The organism is Luteibacter anthropi (assembly GCF_011759365.1).
Classification (GTDB): domain Bacteria; phylum Pseudomonadota; class Gammaproteobacteria; order Xanthomonadales; family Rhodanobacteraceae; genus Luteibacter; species Luteibacter anthropi.
In genome coordinates this window covers 134502-156660 of the sequence record NZ_JAARLZ010000008.1, presented here as the reverse complement: position 1 = coordinate 156660, position 22159 = coordinate 134502, and the positions used below count along the sequence as shown (strand labels likewise).

At 64.7% G+C, this 22159-nt stretch carries 20 protein-coding genes and 1 tRNA gene; 8 read left to right on the top strand and 13 right to left on the bottom strand.

Going from position 1 to position 22159, the window contains the following annotated elements; genetic code table 11:
* Positions 1 to 10 precede the first annotated feature (10 nt).
* Positions 11 to 388, top strand: a complete 378-nt coding sequence (locus HBF25_RS15355) for a DUF1090 domain-containing protein (protein ID WP_208392613.1) — start codon at positions 11 to 13, stop codon at positions 386 to 388.
* An 18-nt stretch (positions 389 to 406) separates the two neighbouring features.
* Here HBF25_RS15355 and HBF25_RS15350 read toward each other — a convergent pair whose 3' ends face one another.
* From HBF25_RS15350 to murJ, 7 genes are all read right to left on the bottom strand, one after another.
* Positions 407 to 685, bottom strand: coding sequence for a hypothetical protein (locus HBF25_RS15350; RefSeq protein WP_166949913.1), 279 nt, complete (start codon positions 683 to 685; stop codon positions 407 to 409).
* Positions 686 to 869: 184 nt separating this feature from the next.
* Positions 870 to 945, bottom strand: a tRNA-Thr gene (locus HBF25_RS15345).
* A 42-nt stretch (positions 946 to 987) separates the two neighbouring features.
* On the bottom strand, positions 988 to 1929 hold the full coding sequence (ispH, locus tag HBF25_RS15340; protein WP_166949911.1) for a 4-hydroxy-3-methylbut-2-enyl diphosphate reductase: 942 nt from the start codon (positions 1927 to 1929) through the stop codon (positions 988 to 990).
* A 213-nt stretch (positions 1930 to 2142) separates the two neighbouring features.
* Positions 2143 to 2643, bottom strand: coding sequence for a signal peptidase II (lspA, locus tag HBF25_RS15335; RefSeq protein WP_166949909.1), 501 nt, complete (start codon positions 2641 to 2643; stop codon positions 2143 to 2145).
* Between the two features lie 69 nt (positions 2644 to 2712).
* A complete protein-coding gene (gene ileS, locus HBF25_RS15330) occupies positions 2713 to 5571 on the bottom strand; it encodes an isoleucine--tRNA ligase (RefSeq protein WP_166949907.1) in 2859 nt (952 codons plus the stop codon).
* Between the two features lie 51 nt (positions 5572 to 5622).
* Positions 5623 to 6579: a bifunctional riboflavin kinase/FAD synthetase gene (locus tag HBF25_RS15325; protein WP_166949905.1), complete on the bottom strand. Its 957-nt coding sequence runs from the start codon at positions 6577 to 6579 to the stop codon at positions 5623 to 5625.
* Positions 6580 to 6667: 88 nt separating this feature from the next.
* Entirely contained in the window at positions 6668 to 8275 is a 1608-nt protein-coding gene (gene murJ, locus HBF25_RS15320; protein WP_166949903.1) for a murein biosynthesis integral membrane protein MurJ, read from the bottom strand.
* Between the two features lie 232 nt (positions 8276 to 8507).
* Between murJ and rpsT the strand changes: the two genes are divergently transcribed.
* The gene (gene rpsT / locus HBF25_RS15315) at positions 8508 to 8771 is read left to right on the top strand and encodes a 30S ribosomal protein S20 (RefSeq protein ID WP_090052307.1); all 264 of its coding nucleotides are present in this window, start codon (positions 8508 to 8510) and stop codon (positions 8769 to 8771) included.
* Between the two features lie 170 nt (positions 8772 to 8941).
* On the opposite strand, the gene cgtA is transcribed toward rpsT, so the two are convergent.
* The 4 genes from cgtA to HBF25_RS15295 form a co-directional block, all read right to left on the bottom strand.
* Positions 8942 to 10009: an Obg family GTPase CgtA gene (gene cgtA / locus HBF25_RS15310; protein ID WP_166949901.1), complete on the bottom strand. Its 1068-nt coding sequence runs from the start codon at positions 10007 to 10009 to the stop codon at positions 8942 to 8944.
* 103 nt (positions 10010 to 10112) lie between these two features.
* On the bottom strand, positions 10113 to 10370 hold the full coding sequence (rpmA, locus tag HBF25_RS15305; RefSeq protein WP_072321611.1) for a 50S ribosomal protein L27: 258 nt from the start codon (positions 10368 to 10370) through the stop codon (positions 10113 to 10115).
* Positions 10371 to 10390: 20 nt separating this feature from the next.
* Complete coding sequence (rplU, locus tag HBF25_RS15300; RefSeq protein WP_166949899.1) at positions 10391 to 10705, bottom strand: 50S ribosomal protein L21; 315 nt, start codon at positions 10703 to 10705, stop codon at positions 10391 to 10393.
* Between the two features lie 261 nt (positions 10706 to 10966).
* Positions 10967 to 11473 carry a DUF2059 domain-containing protein gene (locus tag HBF25_RS15295; RefSeq protein WP_166949897.1) on the bottom strand — a complete coding sequence of 169 codons (507 nt, stop codon included), beginning with the start codon at positions 11471 to 11473 and terminating at the stop codon, positions 10967 to 10969.
* A 191-nt stretch (positions 11474 to 11664) separates the two neighbouring features.
* Here HBF25_RS15295 and uvrA point away from each other — a divergent pair, with 191 nt between their 5' ends.
* From uvrA to HBF25_RS15275, 4 genes are all read left to right on the top strand, one after another.
* Positions 11665 to 14634: an excinuclease ABC subunit UvrA gene (uvrA, locus tag HBF25_RS15290; RefSeq protein WP_166949895.1), complete on the top strand. Its 2970-nt coding sequence runs from the start codon at positions 11665 to 11667 to the stop codon at positions 14632 to 14634.
* Complete coding sequence (locus tag HBF25_RS15285) at positions 14631 to 15053, top strand: acyl-CoA thioesterase (RefSeq protein ID WP_166949893.1); 423 nt, start codon at positions 14631 to 14633, stop codon at positions 15051 to 15053. Before uvrA ends, HBF25_RS15285 begins: the two co-directional genes overlap by 4 nt.
* A 148-nt stretch (positions 15054 to 15201) precedes the next feature.
* Complete coding sequence (locus HBF25_RS15280) at positions 15202 to 16671, top strand: DUF4139 domain-containing protein (RefSeq protein ID WP_166949891.1); 1470 nt, start codon at positions 15202 to 15204, stop codon at positions 16669 to 16671.
* Positions 16672 to 17019: 348 nt separating this feature from the next.
* Entirely contained in the window at positions 17020 to 17775 is a 756-nt protein-coding gene (locus tag HBF25_RS15275; protein WP_166949889.1) for an enoyl-CoA hydratase/isomerase family protein, read from the top strand.
* Positions 17776 to 17914: 139 nt separating this feature from the next.
* Here the strand turns inward: HBF25_RS15275 and HBF25_RS15270 are convergent, their stop codons facing one another.
* On the bottom strand, positions 17915 to 18850 hold the full coding sequence (locus tag HBF25_RS15270; protein WP_243853257.1) for a Nudix family hydrolase: 936 nt from the start codon (positions 18848 to 18850) through the stop codon (positions 17915 to 17917).
* Positions 18847 to 19335, bottom strand: a complete 489-nt coding sequence (locus HBF25_RS15265) for a dihydrofolate reductase (RefSeq protein WP_166949887.1) — start codon at positions 19333 to 19335, stop codon at positions 18847 to 18849. Before HBF25_RS15265 ends, HBF25_RS15270 begins: the two co-directional genes overlap by 4 nt.
* Before the next feature lie 263 nt (positions 19336 to 19598).
* Here HBF25_RS15265 and HBF25_RS15260 point away from each other — a divergent pair, with 263 nt between their 5' ends.
* Positions 19599 to 20909, top strand: coding sequence for an ABC transporter permease (locus HBF25_RS15260; RefSeq protein ID WP_166949885.1), 1311 nt, complete (start codon positions 19599 to 19601; stop codon positions 20907 to 20909).
* Positions 20910 to 20919: 10 nt separating this feature from the next.
* Positions 20920 to 22152, top strand: coding sequence for an ABC transporter permease (locus tag HBF25_RS15255; protein WP_166949883.1), 1233 nt, complete (start codon positions 20920 to 20922; stop codon positions 22150 to 22152).
* Positions 22153 to 22159: the final 7 nt, after the last annotated feature.

Sequence of the window (22159 nt, the reverse complement as noted above, 5' to 3'; positions counted from 1 at the left end):
GGAGTCTTCCGTGAAAATCGTTATTCCCTGGATGATGTTCGCCCTTATCGTGGCCTCATCTGCGGCCACCGCCCAGTCGGGTGGGTGCGATGCCAAGCGGCAAGTGATCGAGGGCGAAATCGCGTATGCCCGGGCGCATGCGAATCCGGCACGCGTGCAAGGGCTGCAAAGAGCGCTGGCAGAGGTGGAGGCTCATTGCACCGACGAGTCACTTCGTAGTGATGCGGCTAAAAAGATATCCAAGGCGCAGGACAAACTGGCCAAAAAGCAGCTTGATCTTAAAGAAGCCCGGGATCAGGGCAAGAGCCCTGAGAAGATCACAGAGCGACAGCGCAAAGTCGATGATGCGCATGCAGAACTCGAACAGGCAATCATGGACGCGAAGTAAATAGCCTGCGCAGTTCTATCACGCGGGACAATTGATACCGAGGCTTGTGATCTTCGAGACTTTGTTCCACGTCTTGTTTCCCTGGACCGTCAGCCCCGGGGTGAAATCCTCTTCGATTCGCGTGCAATTCCCCAGATCATCTTTCTCGATGCGGGTGGTCGGATAACCGGCCGGCTTCGTCTCCTGAACCACGATGCCAGGCCCCGTGGAAACAACATGCCCCTTGGGCTGACTTGCGCAGCCCGCGACTGCGCACGCGAGTACGGCGAATACTGCACCAAGTTTCGATCCGTTCATGCGTATCTCCTCGTGAGTAACGCCCTTTGAGTAGCGGTGATGGGCGAACTTTACTCACACGCTTACTCACATGCCTGGCTGGATGCCCTTGGACATCACAGGACGCCTGGGCACAAAAAAACCAGCGTTTCCGCTGGTTTAGTTGCGTCTCATGGACTCGTGTGGACGCCCCTGGACTGGTCTTTGGTGCCGGAAATAGGAATCGAACCTACGACCTCATCATTACGAATGACGCGCTCTACCAACTGAGCTATTCCGGCGAGAGGCGGAATTGTAGGTAACCCGAAGCCGGGACGCAAGCCTTAGCTTGCCAGTCGCAGCTCCTTGGGCAGGGCGAAGGTGATGTTCTCGGCTTCGCCGTCCAGTTCGCGTACGCTGCCGGCGCCCCACGACTGGAGGCGGGCGATGACCTCGCGCACGAGCTTCTCGGGGGCCGAGGCACCGGCGGTGACGCCGATGCGGGTCTTGCCGTCAACCCAGGCCTTTTCGATATGCTCGGCGCCATCGATCAGGTAGGAGGTGACGCCCTGCTTTTCAGCGAGCTCACGCAGGCGGTTGGAGTTGGAGCTGTTGACCGAGCCCACGACCAGCACGAGGTCTACCGCGTCGGCGAGGCGGCGTACGGCGTCCTGGCGATTTTGCGTGGCGTAGCAGATGTCGTCCTTGCGGGGGCCTTCGATGGCGGTGAACTTTTCGCGCAGGGCCTTGATGATGGCAATGGTGTCGTCGACCGATAGCGTGGTCTGGGTGACGAAGGCGAGTTTTTCGGGCTGGCCTGGTTCCAGACGAAGGACATCGTCGACCGATTCGACCAGGTAGATCGTGCCGGGGTTGACCGGATTCCACTGACCCATGGTGCCTTCGACCTCCGGATGGCCTGCGTGGCCGATCAGGATCACGTCGTAGCCCGCACGCCCCAGGCGGGCGACCTCCATGTGGACCTTGGTTACCAGGGGGCACGTGGCATCGAACACCTTCAGGCCACGGCGGTCGGCTTCCTCGCGCACGGCCTTGGGCACGCCATGGGCGCTGAAGATCACCGTGGCGTTGTCCGGTACTTCGTCCAGCTCCTCGACGAAGATCGCACCGTCGGCGCGCAGGCGCTCGACGACGTAGCGGTTATGGACGACTTCGTGACGAACGTAGATCGGCGCGCCATAGGATTCGAGCGCGCGCTCGACGATGGCGATGGCGCGGTCGACGCCTGCGCAGAAACCGCGGGGATTGGCGAGGAGGATATCCAAGAGGTGCCTCGTGGCGGCCGCAGGGCCGCTGGTGGATTGCCTGCGCATTATCGCATGGCTGGCTCAGCAGGTGCCGGGCGAGGGTTCCTGCCGGGAAAATCGCCGATGCGATGCTGGCTTGTGTAGGAGCGCGCCTTGCGCGCGACCGGGGCGGAGCCGTGTGTCGAAAGGCTCCGCCCCGGTCGCGCGCAAGGCGCGCTCCTACAGGGAGGCTCAAGACTTCTTCTGGGAGCCGGAGAAGATGCTGAACACGATCAGCGCCACGGCACCCACGCTGATGGCCGAATCGGCCACGTTGAACACCGGAAACGGGTAGCTGCCCAGGAAAACCTGGATGAAATCCGTGACCTTGGCCGCGTGCAGGCGATCGATCAGGTTGCCCAGGGCGCCGCCGACGATCAGGGCCAGCGGCAGGGCCGTACGCCAGTCGTTGCGCGGGGTGCGCGACAGCCACACGCTCAGCGTGGCGCTGATGCCCACCGCCAGCAGGGCGAAGAACCAGCGCTGCCAGCCAGCGCTGTCCGCCAGGAAGCTGAAGGCTGCGCCTGTGTTGAAGGTAAGCGTCCAGTTGAGGATGCCCGGAATCACCGGATGCGGTGTCTCGGCGGGCTGAAGGGCCGACAGGGCCCACCATTTGGTCAGCTGGTCGAGCACGATCATGGCCGCGGCGAGCCACAGCCAGGACAGTGCATTGGGTTTGGGACGTAGGGTCATTCGGTCAGCCATGGGTTACGGGAGCGACCCGCGCCATCCGGTGGCGCGGGTATGGGGGACGACGCCGGATCAGAACCAGCGACGGTCCTCACCCTGCCCCGCCACGTTCTCGACGCAACGGCCACAGAGTTCCGAATGAGCGGGATCCGCGCCGACGTCGGGACGATGGTGCCAGCAGCGGACGCACTTGGTGTCGTCGTTGACGCTGGCCGACACGTAGACCTCGCCGAGTTCGGTTTCCACCTTCTCTGCCGACTCCGGACGACCGTCGACCGGCGCAAGGATCACATCGGAGGTGATGAAGAAGAAGCGAAGCTCCCCAGCTGATTCAGCCAGGGCCGATTGCACGGCCTTGTCGGCATGGATCGTCAGCGTGGCATCGAGCGAGGCGCCGATCTGGCCGGCCTTGCGCATGCTCTCGAGCACGCGCGAGGCCGTGTCGCGAATGGCGATCAGGTTCGACCACCAGCCGCGCTGGTCGCCGTCCTGGCGCACATCCAGGCCCTCGTAGAAGGTGTTGAACAGCACCGATTCGTCACGCGAGCCGGGCAGGCTCTGCCAGATTTCTTCGGCGGTGAAGCTCAGGATCGGCGCGATCCAGCGCACCATGGCCTCGACGATGCGGTACATCGCGCTCTGTGCGCTGCGACGACCCTTGCTGTCGGTCGGCATCGTGTAGAGGCGATCCTTGGTGACGTCGAGGTACAACGCACCCAGTTCGTTGGTGCAGAAGTTCTGTACGCGCTGGACGATCTCGGGGAAGTCGTAACGCTCGTATGCCGCCACGATGGCCACCTGCGTGTCAGCCGCCTGCTGCACCGCCCAGCGGTCCAGGTCGAGACAGGCCTCGGTGGCGAGCAGATGCTTGTCGGGATCGAACCCATCGAGATTGCCCAGCAGGAAGCGCGCCGTGTTGCGGATGCGGCGATACGTATCCGACACGCGCTTCAGGATTTCGTCGGACAGCGACATCTCGTTGCGGTAGTCGGTGGAGCAGATCCACAGGCGCAGGATGTCCGCGCCCAGGGTCTTCATGATGTCCTGCGGCTCGATACCGTTGCCCAGCGACTTGGACATCTTGCGGCCCTGCGCGTCCACGGTGAAGCCGTGGGTAAGCACATGGTCGTAAGGCGCACGACCGTGGATGGCCGCCGAGGTGAGCAGCGATGACTGGAACCAGCCGCGATGCTGGTCGGAACCTTCGAGGTACATCACCTTGTATTCGGAGGCACCGTTGGCCTGCAGTTCTGGACGTGCGCCGATCACCGCATGGTGGCTCACGCCGGAGTCGAACCACACGTCGAGGACGTCGGTCACCTTCTCGTACTTGTCGGCGTCATCGCCGAGCAGTTCGCGTGCGTCAAGGGTGAACCACGCATCGATGCCCTCGCTCTCCACGTGCCTGGCGACCTTCTCCATCAGCGCAACGGAATCCGGATGCGGCTCATGCGTGTTCTTGTCGATGAACAGCGTGATGGGCACGCCCCAGGTGCGCTGGCGCGAGATGCACCAGTCGGGACGGCCGTCGATCATGCCGGCGATGCGCTCTTCGCCCCAGCCTGGCACCCAGCGCACGCTCTTGATCGAGGTGAGCGCCGTGCGACGCAGGCTGGCTTCTTCCATGCTGATGAACCACTGCGGCGTGGCGCGGTAGATCACCGGGGTCTTGTGGCGCCAGCAGTTCGGATAGCTATGGGTGAGCTTGGCTGCCGCCAGCAGCACGCCGCGCGGACGCAGCAGGTCGACGATGACGTCGTTGGCCTTCCAGATGTGCTGGCCGGCCAGCGCTACATCGCCTGCCAGCGGAACGTCGCTGCGATACACGCCGCGACCGTCCACGTAGTTGAGCGTGCCGATGCCGTAGTTGAGGCCCACGGCGAAGTCTTCCGCGCCATGATCGGGTGCGGTATGCACGGCGCCGGTACCGTCTTCGGCCGACACGTGGTCACCGAGGATTGCCGGCACCTTGCGGTCGTAGAACGGATGCTGGAGCAGCTTGTTTTCAAGCACGGCGCCCTGCACGCGACCGAGTTCGGTCACTTCTTCCACGCCGTAACGGGCGAGTGCCTTGCCGGCGAGCGCCGAGGCCAGCACCAGCAGCACACGCTTGCCGTCACGCGCCGGGCCTTCGACCAGCGAGTATTCGATTTCGCCACCGAGTGACACGGCCTGGCTGGACGGCAGCGTCCACGGCGTGGTGGTCCAGATGGGGATCGCAACGATAGCGTCGCCCACATCCACACCGAACTCGGCGCCGATTTCCTTCGGATAAATTGCGTCGTAGGCAACGTCGACCGCGGGCGAGGTCTTCTCGCCGTATTCGATTTCCGCCTCGGCCAGCGCCGAGCCGCAGTCGAAGCACCAGTACACGGGCTTGGCGCCGCGCACCACGTGGCCGTTGTCCACGATGCGCGCCAGTGCGCGGATCATGTCGGCTTCATAGGTGAAATCGAGGGTGCGGTAGGGTTTTTCCCAATCACCCAGCACGCCCAGGCGCTTGAAGTCGCCGCGCTGCAGGTCGATCTGTGCCAGCGCGTACTCGCGGCACTTCTGGCGGAAGGCGGCGGCGTCGAGCTTGTCGCCCGCCTTGCCGAACTTCTTCTCGATGGCGATTTCGATGGGCAGGCCGTGGCAGTCCCAGCCCGGCACGTAAGGTGCGCGGTAGCCGGCCATCAGCTTCGACTTGACCACGACGTCCTTCAGCACCTTGTTGACCGCATGGCCCAGGTGAATGGCGCCGTTGGCGTACGGGGGGCCGTCGTGCAGCACGAACACCTTGTCGCGGCCGGCGGTCTTTTCCTGGATCTGTGCATAACGGCCGACGCGCTCCCAGGTGGCCAGCCATTCGGGCTCGCGCTTGGGCAGGTCGCCGCGCATGGGGAACGCGGTCTGCGGCAGGTTGATGGTGTTCTTGTAATCCTGGGTCATCGCTGGGAACCGTGGTGGTGTCGGGTCGCGGCCGTCCGGCCGCGTATCACGTCATGCATCGACAAGTATGGGGTTCATCCCAAGGGCCTGCCGGGCGGCGATCTCGTCCTTGCGCATTTGTGCGGTCAAGGCATCGAGGCCGTCGAACTTTTCTTCATCGCGCAGTTTCCGCACGAACTCCACGCCGATGCGCTGGCCGTAGAGGTCGCCGGAGAAATCGAACAGATGGGCTTCGAGCAGCGGTTCGCGCACTTCGTTTACGGTAGGCCGGAAACCGAGGCTTGCCACGCCGGGCCAGCTGCACGGGCCGTCACCCACCCCGATGCGCACCGCGAAAATGCCCTGGATGGGGCTCACGCGCTCGCGCAGGTGGATGTTGGCCGTGGGATAGCCAAGCGTACGGCCAAGCTGCTGACCATGCTCTACGTGGCCATCGATGACGAAAGGACGACCCAGCAGGGTCGCCGCGTCGGCGAAACGGCTTTCGGCAAGCAGCGTGCGCACCTTCGACGACGAGACCCGCTCACCATCGACGAGAACGGGAGCCACGGCATGGGCGGTGAAACCCAGTTCGGCACCCATCCGCTGCAAAAGGGCGAAATCGCCGCCGCGCTTGTGACCGAAACGAAAGTCCTCCCCTACCCAGACCTCGCGCGCGGCCATGCGCTGCACGATCACCTTGTGGACGAAGTCTTCGGCGGACATTTCGGTCAGCGCCTGGTCGAAGCGCAACGAGAGCAGTTCGCGGATACCGGCCGCGCCCATGCCCTCAGCCTTCTCGCGGACACCAGACAGACGCGGCACCGGCTCCTTCGAGAAGTAGGCTCGCGGCAACGGCTCGAAGGTGATGACCGCCCCCGCAAGACCTCGCTCGGCCGCGCGCTGGCGCACCTCGGCAAGAATCGCCTGGTGCCCCAGGTGCAGGCCGTCGAAGGCGCCGATCGCCACGACGCTGCCTTCAGGCGCAAGACAGGGCCCGTCGACGTCACGGTGGAGTCGCAGGGTCATACGCGGGCGTCCTGGAATCGATGCGGAATAAAAGCCATCGGGCCAGTATAACGGCCCCATTGCGCCGCACAATGCGAGGCGGACGCCCTCATCGCGCCCGCAGGTCGCGCAGGCGGAAGCCCATGGCGAACAGGGCGGCCACATAGGCGCCGCCACCTGCCCCGACCAGGATGGCAAGACGCCATACCCGCTCCCATTTCTCGACATCGCTCCATTCGGGCCAGACGTGCAGGCCGAGCAAAAGCACGGCCACCATCACGCCACAGGCCACCGCCAGGCGCAGCACATGACGCCCCCAGCCGGGCTGGCGGGTATATACACCGGCCTTGCCCAGCCAGCGCCACAGCAGCACGAGATTCAGGTAGCTGGCCAGCGCACTGGCCATGCCCAGCGCCATGTGCAGACCCGGAATGGTGGAGATCGCCTCGAACCACGAACCGGCCTTCTGCGCCGGCGTGGCCCACAGGAAGAACAGCAGGGCCAGGAAGATCACGTTGAACACCATGTTCGACACCAGCGACGCCACGCCGGCACGCACCGGTGTACGGGTGTCCTTGCGGGCGTAGAACGCCGGCAGCACGACCTTCACCAGGGCGAATGCAGGCAAGCCGAAGCTGAGCGCCGAGATCGACATGGAGGCCATGCGCGTGTCGAAGGCGGTGAACCGGCCATGCTGGAAAATGGTCGCCACCAGCGGCACGGAGAGGATCATCAGGGCGAACATCGCCGGCACCGCGATGAGCAGGGTTGTGCGCAGGCCCCAGTCGAGCGCCCGGGAGAAGCCGTCCTTGTCGGTCGCCACGTGGTGGCGGGACAAGGAGGGCAGGATCACGGTACCCAGGGCCACGCCGAACACGCCCAGCGGCAGTTCCAGGAAACGGTCGGCCTGCGACAGCCAGCTCTGCGAACCTGCCACCAGCAGCGAGGCGATCACCGTGTCCAGCAGCAGGTTGATCTGGGCTACCGAGGAACCGAACAGGGTCGGCACCATCAGGCTCATGATCCGGCGCACGTCCGGCGACTGCCAGCCCCAGCGAGGCAGGGCCAGCAGGTCGAGCTGGCGCAGGGCCGGCAACTGAAAGGCGAGCTGGAGGACGCCCGCCACGAGGATGGCCCAGCCCATCGCCATGATCGGCGTGTGCAGCTTCGGCGCCAGCCACAGCGCGCCGCCGATCATGCACAGGTTGAGGATCACCGGTGTCAGCGCCGGCAATCCGAAGCGATGGAAGCTGTTCAGCGCGCCACCGCAGAGGGCGGTCAGGGAGACGAACAGCAGAAAGGGAAAGGTCAGGCGCAGCAGGTCGATGGTGAGGCCGAACTTCTCCGGGGTCTCCACCGCACCGGGCGAAAAGAGCGCCGTGACCTGCGGGGCAAAGATCACACCCAGCGCCACCACCACCAGCAGCACGCCACCGAGCGTGCCTGACGTCTGCGACATCAGCCGCTTCAGGTCGTCGTGGGGACGGGTCTCCTTCACCTCCGTGAACACCGGCACGAACGCCGTGGAGAACGAACCCTCGGCGAACAGGCGGCGCATGAAGTTGGGAATGCGGAAGGCCACCCAGAACGCGTCGGTGGCGGCATTGGCGCCGAACGAAGCATTGATGGCCATGTCGCGGACGAGGCCGAGCACACGGGAGACCATGGTCATGCCGCTGAAGGACAGCATGCCGCGTAAAAGGCTGGGGGTTTTCATCCGTGCAACGGTTACCTGATGGGGCCGGTCGGGACGGCCAGACAGGCCGTCGCAAACCCCTAGTTTGACAGCGGCGGCCGGGCGGGGGACAGTCTGCAGTCTGGAAATTCACGGACAGGCGGAGCCTTTCCGCCCCAGCCCTTCCCGTGAGGGGCTAACCTATTGACGCGCCCCATTTTTGATCGCACAATGGGTGTCTTTTTTATAACCAACCGAACTCTGGAGCTTTACCTTGGCCAACATCAAGTCCGCGAAGAAGCGTGCGCGTCAGTCGGAGCAGCGCCGTCTGCGCAACGTCAGCGCGCGTTCCATGGTGCGTTCCGCACTGAAGAAGGTCGTCAAGGCGATCGACGCCAAGGATAAGGCCGCCGCTGCTTCGGCCTACGCCGTCGCCGTGCCGGTCATGGACCGCTACGCCGCCCGCGGCCTGATCCACAAGAACAAGGCCGCTCGTCACAAGAGCCGCCTGAACGCGAAGATCCGCGACCTGGCTTAATCGCCTGCGCGACATCGCTATAGCAAAAAAGCCGGCGCAAGCCGGCTTTTTTGTTGCCTGAATCTGTAGGAGCGCGCCTTGCGCGCGACCGGGCAGGCAACACCCCTGATCCAGGGCGCCATATTCCAACCGGTCGCGCGCAAGGCGCGCTCCTACAGGGGGTTTTGGATTTATTCGCCGCGCATGCGCACGTCGTCGGCCGCTTCGGTGCGCTCGCGGCGGGCGGCGTACTCGGCGTCGAAGAACTGCTGCACCTTGAGGCAGACATCCCAGGTGCCGGTCTGACTGGCTGCCGAGACGAGAAACCAAGGGCCCTTCCACTCCAGGCGCGCCACGATATCGTTGGCCACCGCGTGCAATTCTTCCTCATCGGAGAACACGTCGGACTTGTTGATGACCAGCCAGCGCGGCCGCTCGACCAGCTCGGCGTCGAACTGCTGAAGCTCGCTCTCGATGGTGCGCACCTGTTCGACCGGGTCGGAACCGTCGATCGGCTGGATATCCACCACGTGCAGCAGCAGGCTCGTGCGCGACACATGGCGCAGGAACTGAATGCCCAGGCCGGCGCCATCGGCCGCACCCTCGATGATCCCGGGGATATCGGCAATCACGAAGCTCTGGTCGGTGCCGATGCGCACCACACCCAGGTTCGGGTGCAGTGTGGTGAAGGGGTAATCAGCCACGCGCGGCGTCGCTGCCGACACGGCACGGATGAAGGTGCTCTTGCCGGCATTCGGGAAGCCCAGCAGGCCAACATCGGCCAGCAGGCGCAGTTCGAACTTGAGGTCGCGCACCTCGCCCGGCGCACCCGGCGTGGACTTGCGCGGAGCACGATTGACCGAACTCTTGAAATGAATGTTGCCAAGGCCGCCACGACCACCCTCGGCCACCTTGAGGCGCTGGCCATGGGCCGTGAGATCGCCAATCACCTCGTCGGTATCGACATTGGTGACCACGGTGCCGACCGGCACGCGAATCTGGATGTCCTCGCCACCCTTGCCGTACATCTGGCTACCCATGCCGCCCTGCCCGCGCTTTGCCTTGAAGGAGCGCTGGTGCCGGAAATCGATCAGGGTATTGATGCCTTCGTCGGCGATCAGCCAGACGGAACCACCGTCGCCGCCGTCGCCACCGTCAGGGCCGCCAAAGGGGATGAACTTCTCACGACGGAAGCTTACGCAGCCGTTACCGCCGTCACCGGCATGGACTCGAATCTGGGCTTCGTCGACGAATTTCATGGGACAACCTACTGAAAGCGCCGACAGGGTCGGCAGGATGGAAGGGCCTTACAAACGAAAAGCCCCGCCATGGGCGGGGCCTTCGCTATCGCATCGTGGAGGCTTACGCCTGGACGACGTCGACGAACTTGCGGCCCTTGTCGCCGCGGGTCTTGAACGACACAGTGCCGTCGACCAGCGCGAACAGGGTGTGGTCGCGGCCGAGGCCGACGCCCACGCCGGCGTGGAACTTGGTGCCACGCTGACGAACGATGATGTTACCGGCTTCGACAGCCTGACCGCCGTAGATCTTCACGCCGAGGTATTTCGGGTTCGAATCGCGACCGTTGCGGCTGGAACCTACGCCTTTTTTATGTGCCATGACTCATATCCTCCGGCGACTCAGGCGTTGATGCCCGTGATCTCGATTTCGGTGTAATGCTGACGATGTCCCTGCGTACGCTTGTAGTGCTTACGACGACGGAACTTGACGATGCGGATCTTATCGGCGCGGCCGTGTGCGCGGACCTTCGCGCTGACGGTGGCACCGGCGACCAGCGGGGCGCCAACGGTGATCGACTCACCTTCGCCGACGAGGAGGACCTGGTCGAACGTAATGGTGGCGTCGACATCGGCGGGGAGCAGCTCGACGCGCAGGACTTCGCCCTGCATCACACGATACTGCTTGCCACCGGTCTTGATGACTGCGTAGCTCATGGTTGTTTCCTGGTTTCTGTAGTTCTTCTTGGGGTGTTGCAGGTGTTACGAACCGCGAATTATAGCGGCAGGGAAAAGGCAAGGTCAATCAGGTGGTTAAGTCGCGGAGGCGGGAGCGGCAAAACGGGCCGCCCCAGGAAAAAGCTTTACGAATCAATATGTAGGAGCGCTCCTTGCGCGCGACCCGGGTCAGGGCGCACGCAAACATGAACGCCACCGCCATCCCGGTCGCGCGCAAGGCGCGCTCCTACAGGGTTCCTATTATTTCTTGGGGGCCGGGGCCGGATTCGTGGCGGCGCCGGTGGCCGGGCACTGGCCCTGGGCGTTCAGGGTGCCCTGGCTCTGCAGCTGGGCAATCATCTGCTGGCCGCGCTCCTGGCCCCAGGCCTTGCCGATCTGCATGCCCTCGGCCATGGTCGCAGGCATCTCGCGGATCACCTTCTGGCCGGTCGGGGTGGAATAGAACTTCAGAAGCTCATCGATTTCCTTGTCGGTGAAGTGCTTCTGGTAGACCGGCACCATGCGGCCGATCAGCTGGTTGGTGGCATTGGCATCCACGAAGCCCTGCCAGTAGCTGGCGGGCACGCAGGGCAGCGCGTTCTGCATCACGCCGGCCATCTGGCTGTTCATCTGGCTCAGCATGCGACCCATGCCGACCACGTCCATCAGCTTTCTCACCTGCTGCTCGCTGGGCTGGGCCGCCATGGCCTGCCCCGCCGTACACACCGCCAGCACGAGGCCGGTCGCGATCCCTGTCCACTTGCGCATGGTCTGTCCTCTTCGGATGGGTGGTACCCCTCCCGGGGCGGCCCATGGTAGCCGGGCCGCCATGGAAGGGGGTAATCCGGACAGAACCGCATCGGCCGCAAAAGGTTTGTGAGGAATCGTCACATATCCGCCACGGATGCGGGCTGGACACCCTTGGTATAGTCCTCGTTTTCCCCCATCTACGTCGGCACATGGACAGCATTCGCATCCGCGGCGCCCGCACGCACAATCTCAAGAACATCGACCTCGACCTGCCCCGCGACAAGCTCATTGTCATCACGGGGCTGTCCGGGTCCGGCAAATCGTCGCTGGCTTTCGACACCATCTATGCCGAAGGCCAGCGTCGCTACGTCGAGTCCCTGTCCGCTTATGCGCGGCAGTTCCTCTCGATGATGGAAAAGCCGGACGTGGACACGATCGAAGGCCTCTCCCCGGCCATCTCGATCGAGCAGAAGTCGACCTCCCACAACCCACGCTCCACCGTCGGTACGATCACCGAGGTGTACGACTACCTGCGCCTGCTCTACGCGCGTGTCGGCACGCCGCGCTGCCCGACGCACGGCATTCCGCTGGAAGCCCAGACGGTCAGCCAGATGGTGGACACGGCCCTGGCCCTGGATGCCGACAAGCGCTGGATGCTCCTGGCGCCCGTGATCCGCGAGCGCAAGGGTGAGCACGTGCAGGTGTTCGAACAGCTGCGCGCGCAGGGTTTCGTGCGAGCCCGCGTGGACGGCGAGGTGTACGACCTCGACGCCGTGCCGCCGCTCACCCTGCGCCAGAAGCACACCATCGAGGCGGTGATCGACCGCTTCCGTCCGCGCGAGGACATCAAGCAGCGCCTGGCCGAATCGTTCGAGACCGCCCTGCGCCTCGGCGACGGCATCGTGATCCTGGTGGACATGGACGATGCCAAGGCGCCGGAACAGCTGTTCTCGTCGCGCTACTCCTGCCCGCTATGCGACTACTCGCTGCCGGAACTGGAACCGCGCCTGTTCTCGTTCAACTCGCCCGTGGGCGCCTGCCCCACCTGCGACGGCCTGGGTGTCACCCAGGTGTTCGACCCGGCGCGTGTGGTGAACCATCCGGAGCTGAGCCTGGCCGGCGGCGCGATCCGTGGCTGGGATCGCCGCAATGCCTACTACTACCAGATGATCGTTTCGCTGGCGAAGTACTACGGCTTCGATCCGGAAACGCCCTGGCGGCAGTTGCCGAAGTCGGTGCAGAACGCCGTACTCAACGGCTCGGGCAAGGACGTGATCCCCTTCCGCTACGTCACCGAACGTGGCGGCAAGGTCACTCGTGAGCACAAGTTCGAAGGCATCCTGCCCAACCTCGAACGCCGCTACCGCGAAACCGAATCGGTGGCGGTGCGCGAGGAACTGAGCCGCTATATCGCCGACCATCCGTGCCCGGATTGCGGCGGCCAGCGCCTGAATCCGTCGGCGCGCAACGTCTTCGTGGCAGATAAGGCCATCCCCGAGATCACCTCGCAGGCCATCGAATCGGCGCTGGAGTTCTTCGCCAGGCTCAAGCTGCCCGGCTGGCGCGGCGAGATCGCGGTGAAGATCGTCAAGGAGATCCGCGAGCGGCTCACCTTCCTCAACGACGTGGGCCTTAACTACCTCACGCTAGACCGCCAGGCCGATTCGCTGTCGGGTGGCGAAGCGCAGCGCATCCGCCTGGCCAGCCAGATCGGCGCCGGCCTCGTGGGCGTGATGTACGTGCTGGACGAGCCCTCCATCGGCCTGCACCAGCGCGACAACGAACGCCTGCTCGGTACCCTCACCCGCCTGCGCGACCTCGGCAACACCGTGATCGTGGTGGAGCATGATGAAGACGCCATCCGCGCCGCAGATCACATCCTCGACATCGGCCCAGGTGCCGGCGTGCATGGTGGCGATATCGTCGCCGAGGGCACGCTGGAGCAGGTGATGAAGTCGCCGCGTTCCGTCACCGCCAAGTACCTCAGCGGCGAACGTGGCATCGAGGTGCCGAAGAAGCGTCGTGAAGCACGTGACGGCCAGTGGATCGAACTCAAGGGCGCCAGCGGCAACAACCTGAAGGACGTCGACGTGCGCCTGCCCGTCGGCACCTTCACCTGTGTCACGGGGGTGTCCGGCTCCGGCAAGTCCACGCTGATCAACGACACCTTTTTCCGTATTGCGGCGATGGAACTCAACGGCGCCAGCGAGCAGCCGGCACCGTACGAATCCATCGAAGGACTGAACCTGTTCGACAAGGTGGTGGACATCGACCAGTCCCCCATCGGCCGCACGCCGCGCTCGAACCCGGCTACTTATACCGGCCTGTTCACGCCGTTGCGTGACCTGTATTCGCAGGTGCCCGAGGCACGCTCGCGCGGCTATACGCCGGGCCGCTTCAGCTTCAACGTGCGTGGCGGACGCTGCGAGGCCTGCGAAGGCGATGGCATGATCAAGGTGGAGATGCACTTCCTGCCGGACGTGTATGTGCCCTGCGACGTCTGCCATGGCAAGCGCTACAACCGCGAAACGCTGGAAGTGCTCTACAAGGGTCACACCATCGCCGACGTGCTCGACATGACGGTGGAAGACGCCTTCAAGCTGTTCGAGAACGTGCCGGTGATTGCCCGCAAGCTGGAAACGCTGCGTGCGGTCGGCCTCGATTACATCAAGCTCGGCCAGAGCGCCACGACGCTGTCCGGCGGTGAAGCCCAGCGAGTGAAGCTCTCTAAGGAACTGTCCAAGCGCGACACGGGCAGCACGCTGTATATCCTCGACGAGCCCACCACCGGCCTGCACTTCCACGACATCGAGCAGTTGCTCGACGTGCTGCACAAGCTCGTGGAGCACGGCAACACCGTGGTGGTGATCGAGCACAACCTCGACGTCATCAAGACAGCCGACTGGCTGGTCGACCTTGGTCCCGAGGGCGGTGCGGGCGGCGGACGCATCCTGGTCAGCGGCACGCCGGAAACAGTGGCCGCCACGAAGGCATCGCATACCGGGCGCTTCCTGCTGCCGCACCTGAAGCCGGCAAAGCCGGCAGCCACGGCGGCTACCGCAAAATCGACTACTACCAAGTCAGCCGCTGCGAAGCCTGCTGTCGCGAAGAAAGCGGCAACCAAGGCTGCCCCGCCGGTAAAAACCGCCAAGACCGCGAAGAAGAAAAAGACCGCATGAGCCACGACACCGCGACCACGCCCAAGCCGCTGTTCATCGCTCCGATGGACGTCCGCTGGCAGGACCTCGACGCCTACAACCACGTCAACAATTCGAACTACCTGGTGTACCTCCAGGAAGCCCGTCTGCAATGGTTGAAGGACCTTCCCGGCAACTGGTACAGCCCGGAGGCTGCACCGGTGATGGCGCACAGCGAGATCAACTACCGCCTGCCGATCGAGTGGCCGGCCAATATCGAGATCGAGCTGTACCTCAACCGCCTGGGTACCAGCTCGATGACCATCGGCCACCGCATCATGGACGCCGACGACGCCACCCGCATCCATGCAGACGGAAGCGTCACCATGGTGTGGATCGACACGAAGACCGGCCGCCCGGTCCCCGTGCCGCAGGCCGTCAAGGACGCCCTCGCCGCCTGATTTCGTGTAGGAGCGCGCCTGCGCGCGACCGGGGGGTGCGATGGCTCTAAGCCTTGTCGTCACCCCGGTCGCGCGCAAGGCGCGCTCCTACAGTGTTCATCTCTCCTCGGTATGATCCCCGGACGGGCATCCATGGAGAGAGAGAAACATGCTGCGTCGTCCCCTCACCCTCGCGGTCGCCCTTGCGGTCGCCTTCCCCGCTTTCGCCGCCGACGAGCGCACCGCGCTCACCCTGTACCGCGCCGACAGCGACCAGTTGTTCGCCACCAATGGTGATGCCGTATCGGGCGACGGTTACGCCGTGGTCCATGAACGCCGCTCGTTCAACCTCACCGGCGGCACCCAGGACCTTTCCATCGGCGGCCTGCCCTCCGCCCTCGACAGCGAGGCGCTGAGCCTGCGCTTTCCCGGCAAGGGCACGCGCGTCGTCTCGCAGCGCCTGCTGCTCGGACAGGGCTTCGACGCCGCCGTGAACAGCCTCGTCGGCCACGACATCACGGTCATCGGCAGCACCGGCCAGCCCATCGCCAGCGGCAAGCTGGTGCACGGTGGCGACGCCCTGGTGCTTCACGATGCCAATAACGGCACCAGCGTGGTCAAGGAATACTCGGCCCTGCGCGTCACCGACGCGGCCGATATCGCCCGCGGCTCGACCCTGCAGGTGCGCGTCACCGGCGGCTCGTCCGGCAATACGGCTGCCCAGCTCGACTACCCGACCTCCGGCCTCGGCTGGCGCGGCGCGTATGTCGCGACGCTGGCAGCGGGCAACAGCTGCCGGATGAACTTCGACGCCTCGGCGAGCATCGCCAATCGCAGCGGCCGCGACTGGAAGGACGTCTCGCTCAAGCTCATCGCCGGCGATGCCAATCGCGCCAAGTCCGGCCCGCAGCCGAAAATGTTCATGGCCCGCGGCGTACCCGCGCCAGCGATGGCAGCGATGGCGGATGCCATGCCCGAGCAGGCCACACTGGGCGACCTGCGCACTTACACGCTGCCCGCTGCGGTCGACCTGCCGGACGGCAGCGTCACCCAGACGCCGCTCTATGACAGCCGCACGATCGATTGCGAACTGCAGGCGGTATACGACGCCAACAGGGGCTTCGGCTACATGCCGCCGCGTCCGCAGATGGAGCGCAACCTGGATGTGCCCAGCAATGCGCCCGTCGTCTCGCAGGTCAGCTTCAAGGCCTTCGACAGCCTGCCGGCTGGTTACGTTCGCGTGCTCACCGCGGATCGCGATGGCAATGCCGAGCTGCTGGGCGAAGGCCGGATCGACGATACGCCGAAGAACAAGGATGCCACCGTTACGCTGGGCAATGCCTTCGACCTGCGCGTCACGCGCGAGCAGACGGCATTCAGCGCCAGCGCGCCGGAGCATCGCATCGATGAGAGCTTCCGCCTGACCTTTACGAATGCCGGCAAGACGAAGCGCGTGGTGACAGTGCACGAGCATCCGAACCGCTGGCGTTCGTGGACGGTCACCTCATCGTCGATCAAGCCGACGAAGACCAGCCCCGAACAGCTGGAGTTCAAGGTGGATGTGCCTGCCGGTGGCACGGCGACGCTCGATTATTCGGTGCGTTATAGCTGGACGGATGCGGATCTGCCCAAGGAGTGATCTGGACGGGCCGGTCGCGCGCAAGGCGCGCTCCTACATGGGGGCGCTGTGGTTCTTGTGCGGGGGGCGGCATCCGACGGTCGCGCGCGAGGCGCGCTCCTACAGGGGGGTGCTGTGGTTCTTGTGCGGGGGGCGGCGTCCGGCGGTCGCGCGCGAGGCGCGCTCCTACAGGGGGGTGCTGTGGTTCTTGTGCGGGGGGCGGCGTCCGGCGGTCGCGCGCGAGGCGCGCTCCTACATGGGTTGCGGTGCGTTGTAGGAGCGCGCCTTGCGCGCGACCGTGAGGGGTGCAGCGCTCCATAGCCACAGCCGCCATAATCGAAGCATCACCCAACCCATCGGACAGGCCCCATGCTCGACATCCTTCCCCACGACGGTGGCATCCACGAAATCCGCATGGCGCGGCCGCCGGTCAATGCGCTCGACCTCACCCTGGTAAACGCACTGCGCGAGGCGATCGAAGCCGCGCCGGCCAACGGCGCTCGCGGTATCGTGCTGTCGGGCACGCAAGGCATGTTCTCCGCCGGTGTCGACGTCCCTTCGCTGCTGCAACGCGACCATGCCGGCGTGGGCGAATTCTGGAACGCCTTCTTCGCACTCTGCGGCGCCATCGCCGCCTCGCCCGTCCCGACCGTAGCGGCAATTACAGGCCATAGCCCGGCCGGCGGTGCCGTGCTCGCACTGTTCGCCGACTACCGCATCATGGCGCACGGCGTGTACAAGATCGGCCTCAACGAAGTACAGGTAGGCATGGCCGTGCCGGAGCCCATCCAGTTCGCCATGCGCCGCCTCGTCGGCACGCATCGCGCCGAACGGCTGCTGGTCGCTGGCGCCATGGTCGATGCGGAGCAGGCACATGCCATCGGCCTCGTCGATGAACTCGCTGCCGTCGAGCAGGTGGTCACACGCGCCGTGCTCTGGCTCGGCGACATGCTGAAGCTGCCGCCCAGGGCCATGCTCGCCACCCGTGCCATCGCGCGCAAGGACCTGGTCGACGTGTGGGGCGACACGAACGGCCTGCTCGATCCGTCATTCATCGATGCGTTTTTCTCGGAGGAAACGCAGGCGGTGATGAAGGCCCTGGTGGCTCGCCTGAAGGCCCGATAGTTCAAACCAGACGGCATCGCTCCTGTAGGAGCGCGCCTTGCGCGCGACCGATACGGAGCGAAACACCGGAATCGATCGCCCACCTGGGACGCTGTCGCGCGCAAGGCGCGCTCCTACAAGGGCAACATAAGGTGCGCGCTTACATGGGCATCAAGGCTCGGATGCCTGCGACGCCCTGCCCGGCATGCATCCGCGCATCGACGAGATCATCCGGCCCCATGCCTCCCAGCGCGAACACCGGCAGCGACGCTGCTTCTGCCATCTGCGCAAACCGGGGCCAGCCCAGCGGCTCGGCATCCGGATGGCTTTTCGTCGCCATCACCGGCGACAGCGTGGCGAAATCACAGCCCAGACGGCAGGCCAGGGCCAGTTCTTCCGCGTCGTGGCATGAGGCCCCGACCCACTGGGTCAGGGGCAGCGGACGCGCGCCCAGCTGACGCAACTGCGCAGAAGCCAGGTGCACGCCAAGACCAAGTTCACGCGCCATCTCGATATCGCGGCTCAGCACCAGCGCTGCACCGAAACGGCGAAGCTCGGGCAGCAAGGCCTCGATGGCCTCCCGGCTGTCCGACGACGACGCGGAAGGCACCCGCCACTGGATCAACCGCTCGCCACGCGCCAGCGCAACACGCACCAGCATCACGGCCTCATTCACAGGAACGTCGGCGGGCGTGATCGGATAGTGCGCGGGCAGCTTCAATGCAGCCAGGATGGGCCGGTCAGCCGGGGCCAGGATGCCCGGATCAATGGCCTCTGGTAGCTGCCATTCGATCACGGCCGCGTCGAGCGCCGCGGGCTCGCCACTCCATGCCCGTACGAGAATGGCTTCAAGCCGCATCGCCCGGCCGCCATACGACCACGGCACGCGGATCAGGGGCTCGAACGACAGCGGATCGACGGCCACGCCAAGCTCTTCGTCGAGCTCGCGCACCAGGGCCGCCTCTGCCGCCTCGCCGGGTTCCAGCTTGCCGCCGGGGAATTCCCACATGCCCGCCAGGTGCTTGCCCGGCGGACGTTGCGCGATGAGGATGCGGCCGGCACCGTCAATGAGGATACCGGCGACGACGTCCATCATCCGTTGTAGACGTACTTGACCATGTCGAACGAATGCGGGTGATCCTTGTCCTTCGCGTGATGTACGCGCGAGACCTCGGTCCAGTGCTTGAAATCCACACCGGGAAAGAAGACGTCCGCACCATCGAAGGCGTGGTAGACGTAAGTCAGGTACAGTTCCTTCGCATAAGGCAGTGCCTCGCGATACACCTCGCCACCACCGATGACCATAAGGCCCGTGTGGCCGCAGCTGGCCTGTGCCTCGGCGACCGAACGCACGGTGATCTGGCCCGGGTACGGTGCCTCGCCCTTGCGCGACAGCACGTAGTTCACGCGGTCCGGAAGCGCCCGACCAATGGACTCGGCCGTCTTGCGTCCCATCAGTACGGCGCGCCCCGAGGTCAGCTCCTTGAAGTACTTAAGGTCGTCCGGAAGATGCCAGGGCAAGCCGCCCTTCTTGCCGATGGCAAAGTTTTCGTCGAGCGCGGCAACCAGGTGAACAGCCATGGAACTTCCTTCGCAAGGTGGGGACGGTACGTACCGACATGGGGACGGTGCGTGCGGATAGTAGTCCTCCGGGCCCTGAGACGGAACTAACAATTGTTTAAGTTGAAATGGCCCGGGCGCAGGCGCAGGGCCGTCCGCCTGTCCGAGTGACAATGTCCGCGGACATGGGGATGCCGGGTCCGGTGGGCGTCCAGGGGCGCTCCGGGGCATGGCACAGCCCTTGCTTTGCACTGATGGTCAGCCAACCAGGGGAAGGCACCACCATGCTCGCTTACTACGCCCAGCTGGGATTCCGGAGCCTCAGGCGCAGCCCCGTGCTGACGGCGCTGATGATCGTGGTCATCGGTGTCGGCGTCGCGGCCGCCATGACCTGCTACTCGGTGTTCCGCGCGACATCGGGCGATCCCATTCCGCAGAAATCCTCCCAGCTGTTCATCGCCCAGATCGACAACTATGGCCCCGACCCGGATGATCCCGGTGCCGATCCGATGCCGTGGATTACCTGGCGCGATGCCCTGGCACTCAAGCACGCCCACCGGGCGCTGCGCGAAACAGCGCTCTATCCGATTGGCGCTTCCGTCGTCTTCGACAAGCCGGGCCAGCTTGCATGGCCAGTGCGCGGCTATGCGGTGCAAACGGATGTCTTTCCCATGTTCGACATGAAGTTCGTCTATGGCGGCCCGTGGTCCGTGCAGGATGACGAAGCCGAAGCCCCCGTGGTGGTGATCGCCGAAGACCTCAACGACAGGGTGTTCGGTGGAGCGAACAGCGTGGGAAGGGAAATCAACCTGGACGGCAAGACCTTCCGCGTGGTCGGCGTGACCCGTCGCATGGAGATGCGCCCACGCTTCTTCGATCTCGATGCAGGCAATGGTTTCGGCGACCTGGGCGAGATGTACATGCCCTTCGGGCGGGCCATTGCCGACGGAAGAAATCCGGAAGGTGGCAACGCCTGCAACAAGCCGTCGGCACCGGGCTGGGATAACTTCGTGCGCTCAGAATGCATCTTCGTGAGCTACTGGGTCGAGCTTCCCGACGCGGCAAGCGCGGCAGCCTACCGCCAGTTTCTCAGGGACTATTCGCTCGAACAGAATCGTGCCGGGCGTTTCCACTGGGACCCTAATGTGCGACTGCGCGATGTGATGAGCTGGCTCGCCTACCGCCGCGTCGTCCCGCCGGAAGCACGCATGGGCCTGGTGATTTCTGTCGCGTTCCTGGGCATCTGCCTGGTCAACGTGATCGGGTTGCTGCTGGCGAAGTTCATGCGCCGGGCCGGCGAGATCGGCGTGCGGCGCGCCCTCGGTGCCTCGCGCCGGGCGATCTACGCGCAATTCATGCTGGAAGCGGCGACTGTCGGCCTGGCGGGTGGCCTGCTCGGCATCCTCCTGACGGGCCTGGGCACGCTTTGCCTGCAACTGGTGTTCTCGCCCGTCGTGGCGAAGCTGGCGGCCATGAATCTCTCGCTGCTCGGCATCACGGTGCTCGTGGCCCTTGCCAGCACGCTGCTCGCGGCCTTCTACCCCGTGTGGCGCGCATCGCGCGTGCAACCGGCATGGCAACTCAAGGCAGGCTAATAAGATGAACATGCCCATTCGTCCCATCCTGTCCGCACTGCGCTACCACAAGGCAGGCGCCCTGCTCATTGCCGCGCAGATCGCGCTTACCCTCGCCGTGATCTGCAACGCCGCCTATGTCATCCACAATCGCCTTGACCGCATGGGCCGTGACACCGGCATCGCCGAGTCTGACCTCATGGTGGTGAACAACAAATGGGTGGCACCGCCCACCGAGTTCGTTACCCGGCAAGTCGCAGACATCGCCATGCTGCGCGCACTGCCCGGCGTGGCCGATGCCGTCGCCACCAACACGATGCCACTGGCAGGCTCCGGCTGGCGAAGTGGTGTCCGGCTCACACCGACCGGAGCGAACGTGGGTACACGCGGCATTCCCATTGTCTTCGGCGACGAGCACCTATTGCCGACACTCGGACTAAAACTCATCGCAGGCCGCAATTTCCAGGCAAGCGACGTCACTACCATGGTGGAGAACGGCACACCGGACGCCGCCGCGATCATCCTCACCCGCGCTTTTGCCGACCATGCCTTTCCGGCCGGCGACGCACTGGGCAAACAGATGTACATCGGCAACCTTGGCGCACACCCCAGCACCATTATCGGTATCGTGGAACGCATGCATGCGCCGTCTCTCGACCAGGGCGACGACAAAACCTGGCAGGAAAGCATCATCGTCCCGATGCGCATGACTCAGCGGGGGATGCTCCTGATCGTGCGTGCGCAGCCCGGACAGCTCCCGTCGCTGGTGAAGCGCGTCCCCGAGGCACTGAAGACCTTCAGCACGCAACGCGTCATTCCCCAGCCCAATGGCGTGCTCACCTTCCAGCAGGTACGCGACCGTGCCTACAAGGCCGACCGCGGGCTGGCCTGGATGCTTGGTGGCATCAGCGTGATCCTGCTGCTGGTGACCGCTGCTGGCATCGTCGGACTCACCAGCTTCTGGGTAGGCCAGCGTCGCCGTCAGATCGGCATACGGCGTGCCCTGGGTGCCACCCGTCGCGACATCCTGGTGTACTTCCTTACAGAAAATAGCCTGATCGCCACGGCGGGCCTCATCGTCGGCGTTGTGCTGGCCTTCGCCCTCAATCGCTGGATGATGAGCGAATTCGAGATCAGCCGGCTCGGCTTGTTCTACGTGGTGACGGCCATCCTCGGCCTGCTGTGCCTTGGGCAGCTGGCGGTGCTGGGACCCGCCATGAGGGCATCGCGCGTGCCTCCCGTAGAAGCGACCCGGACCGTGTAAGGCATCA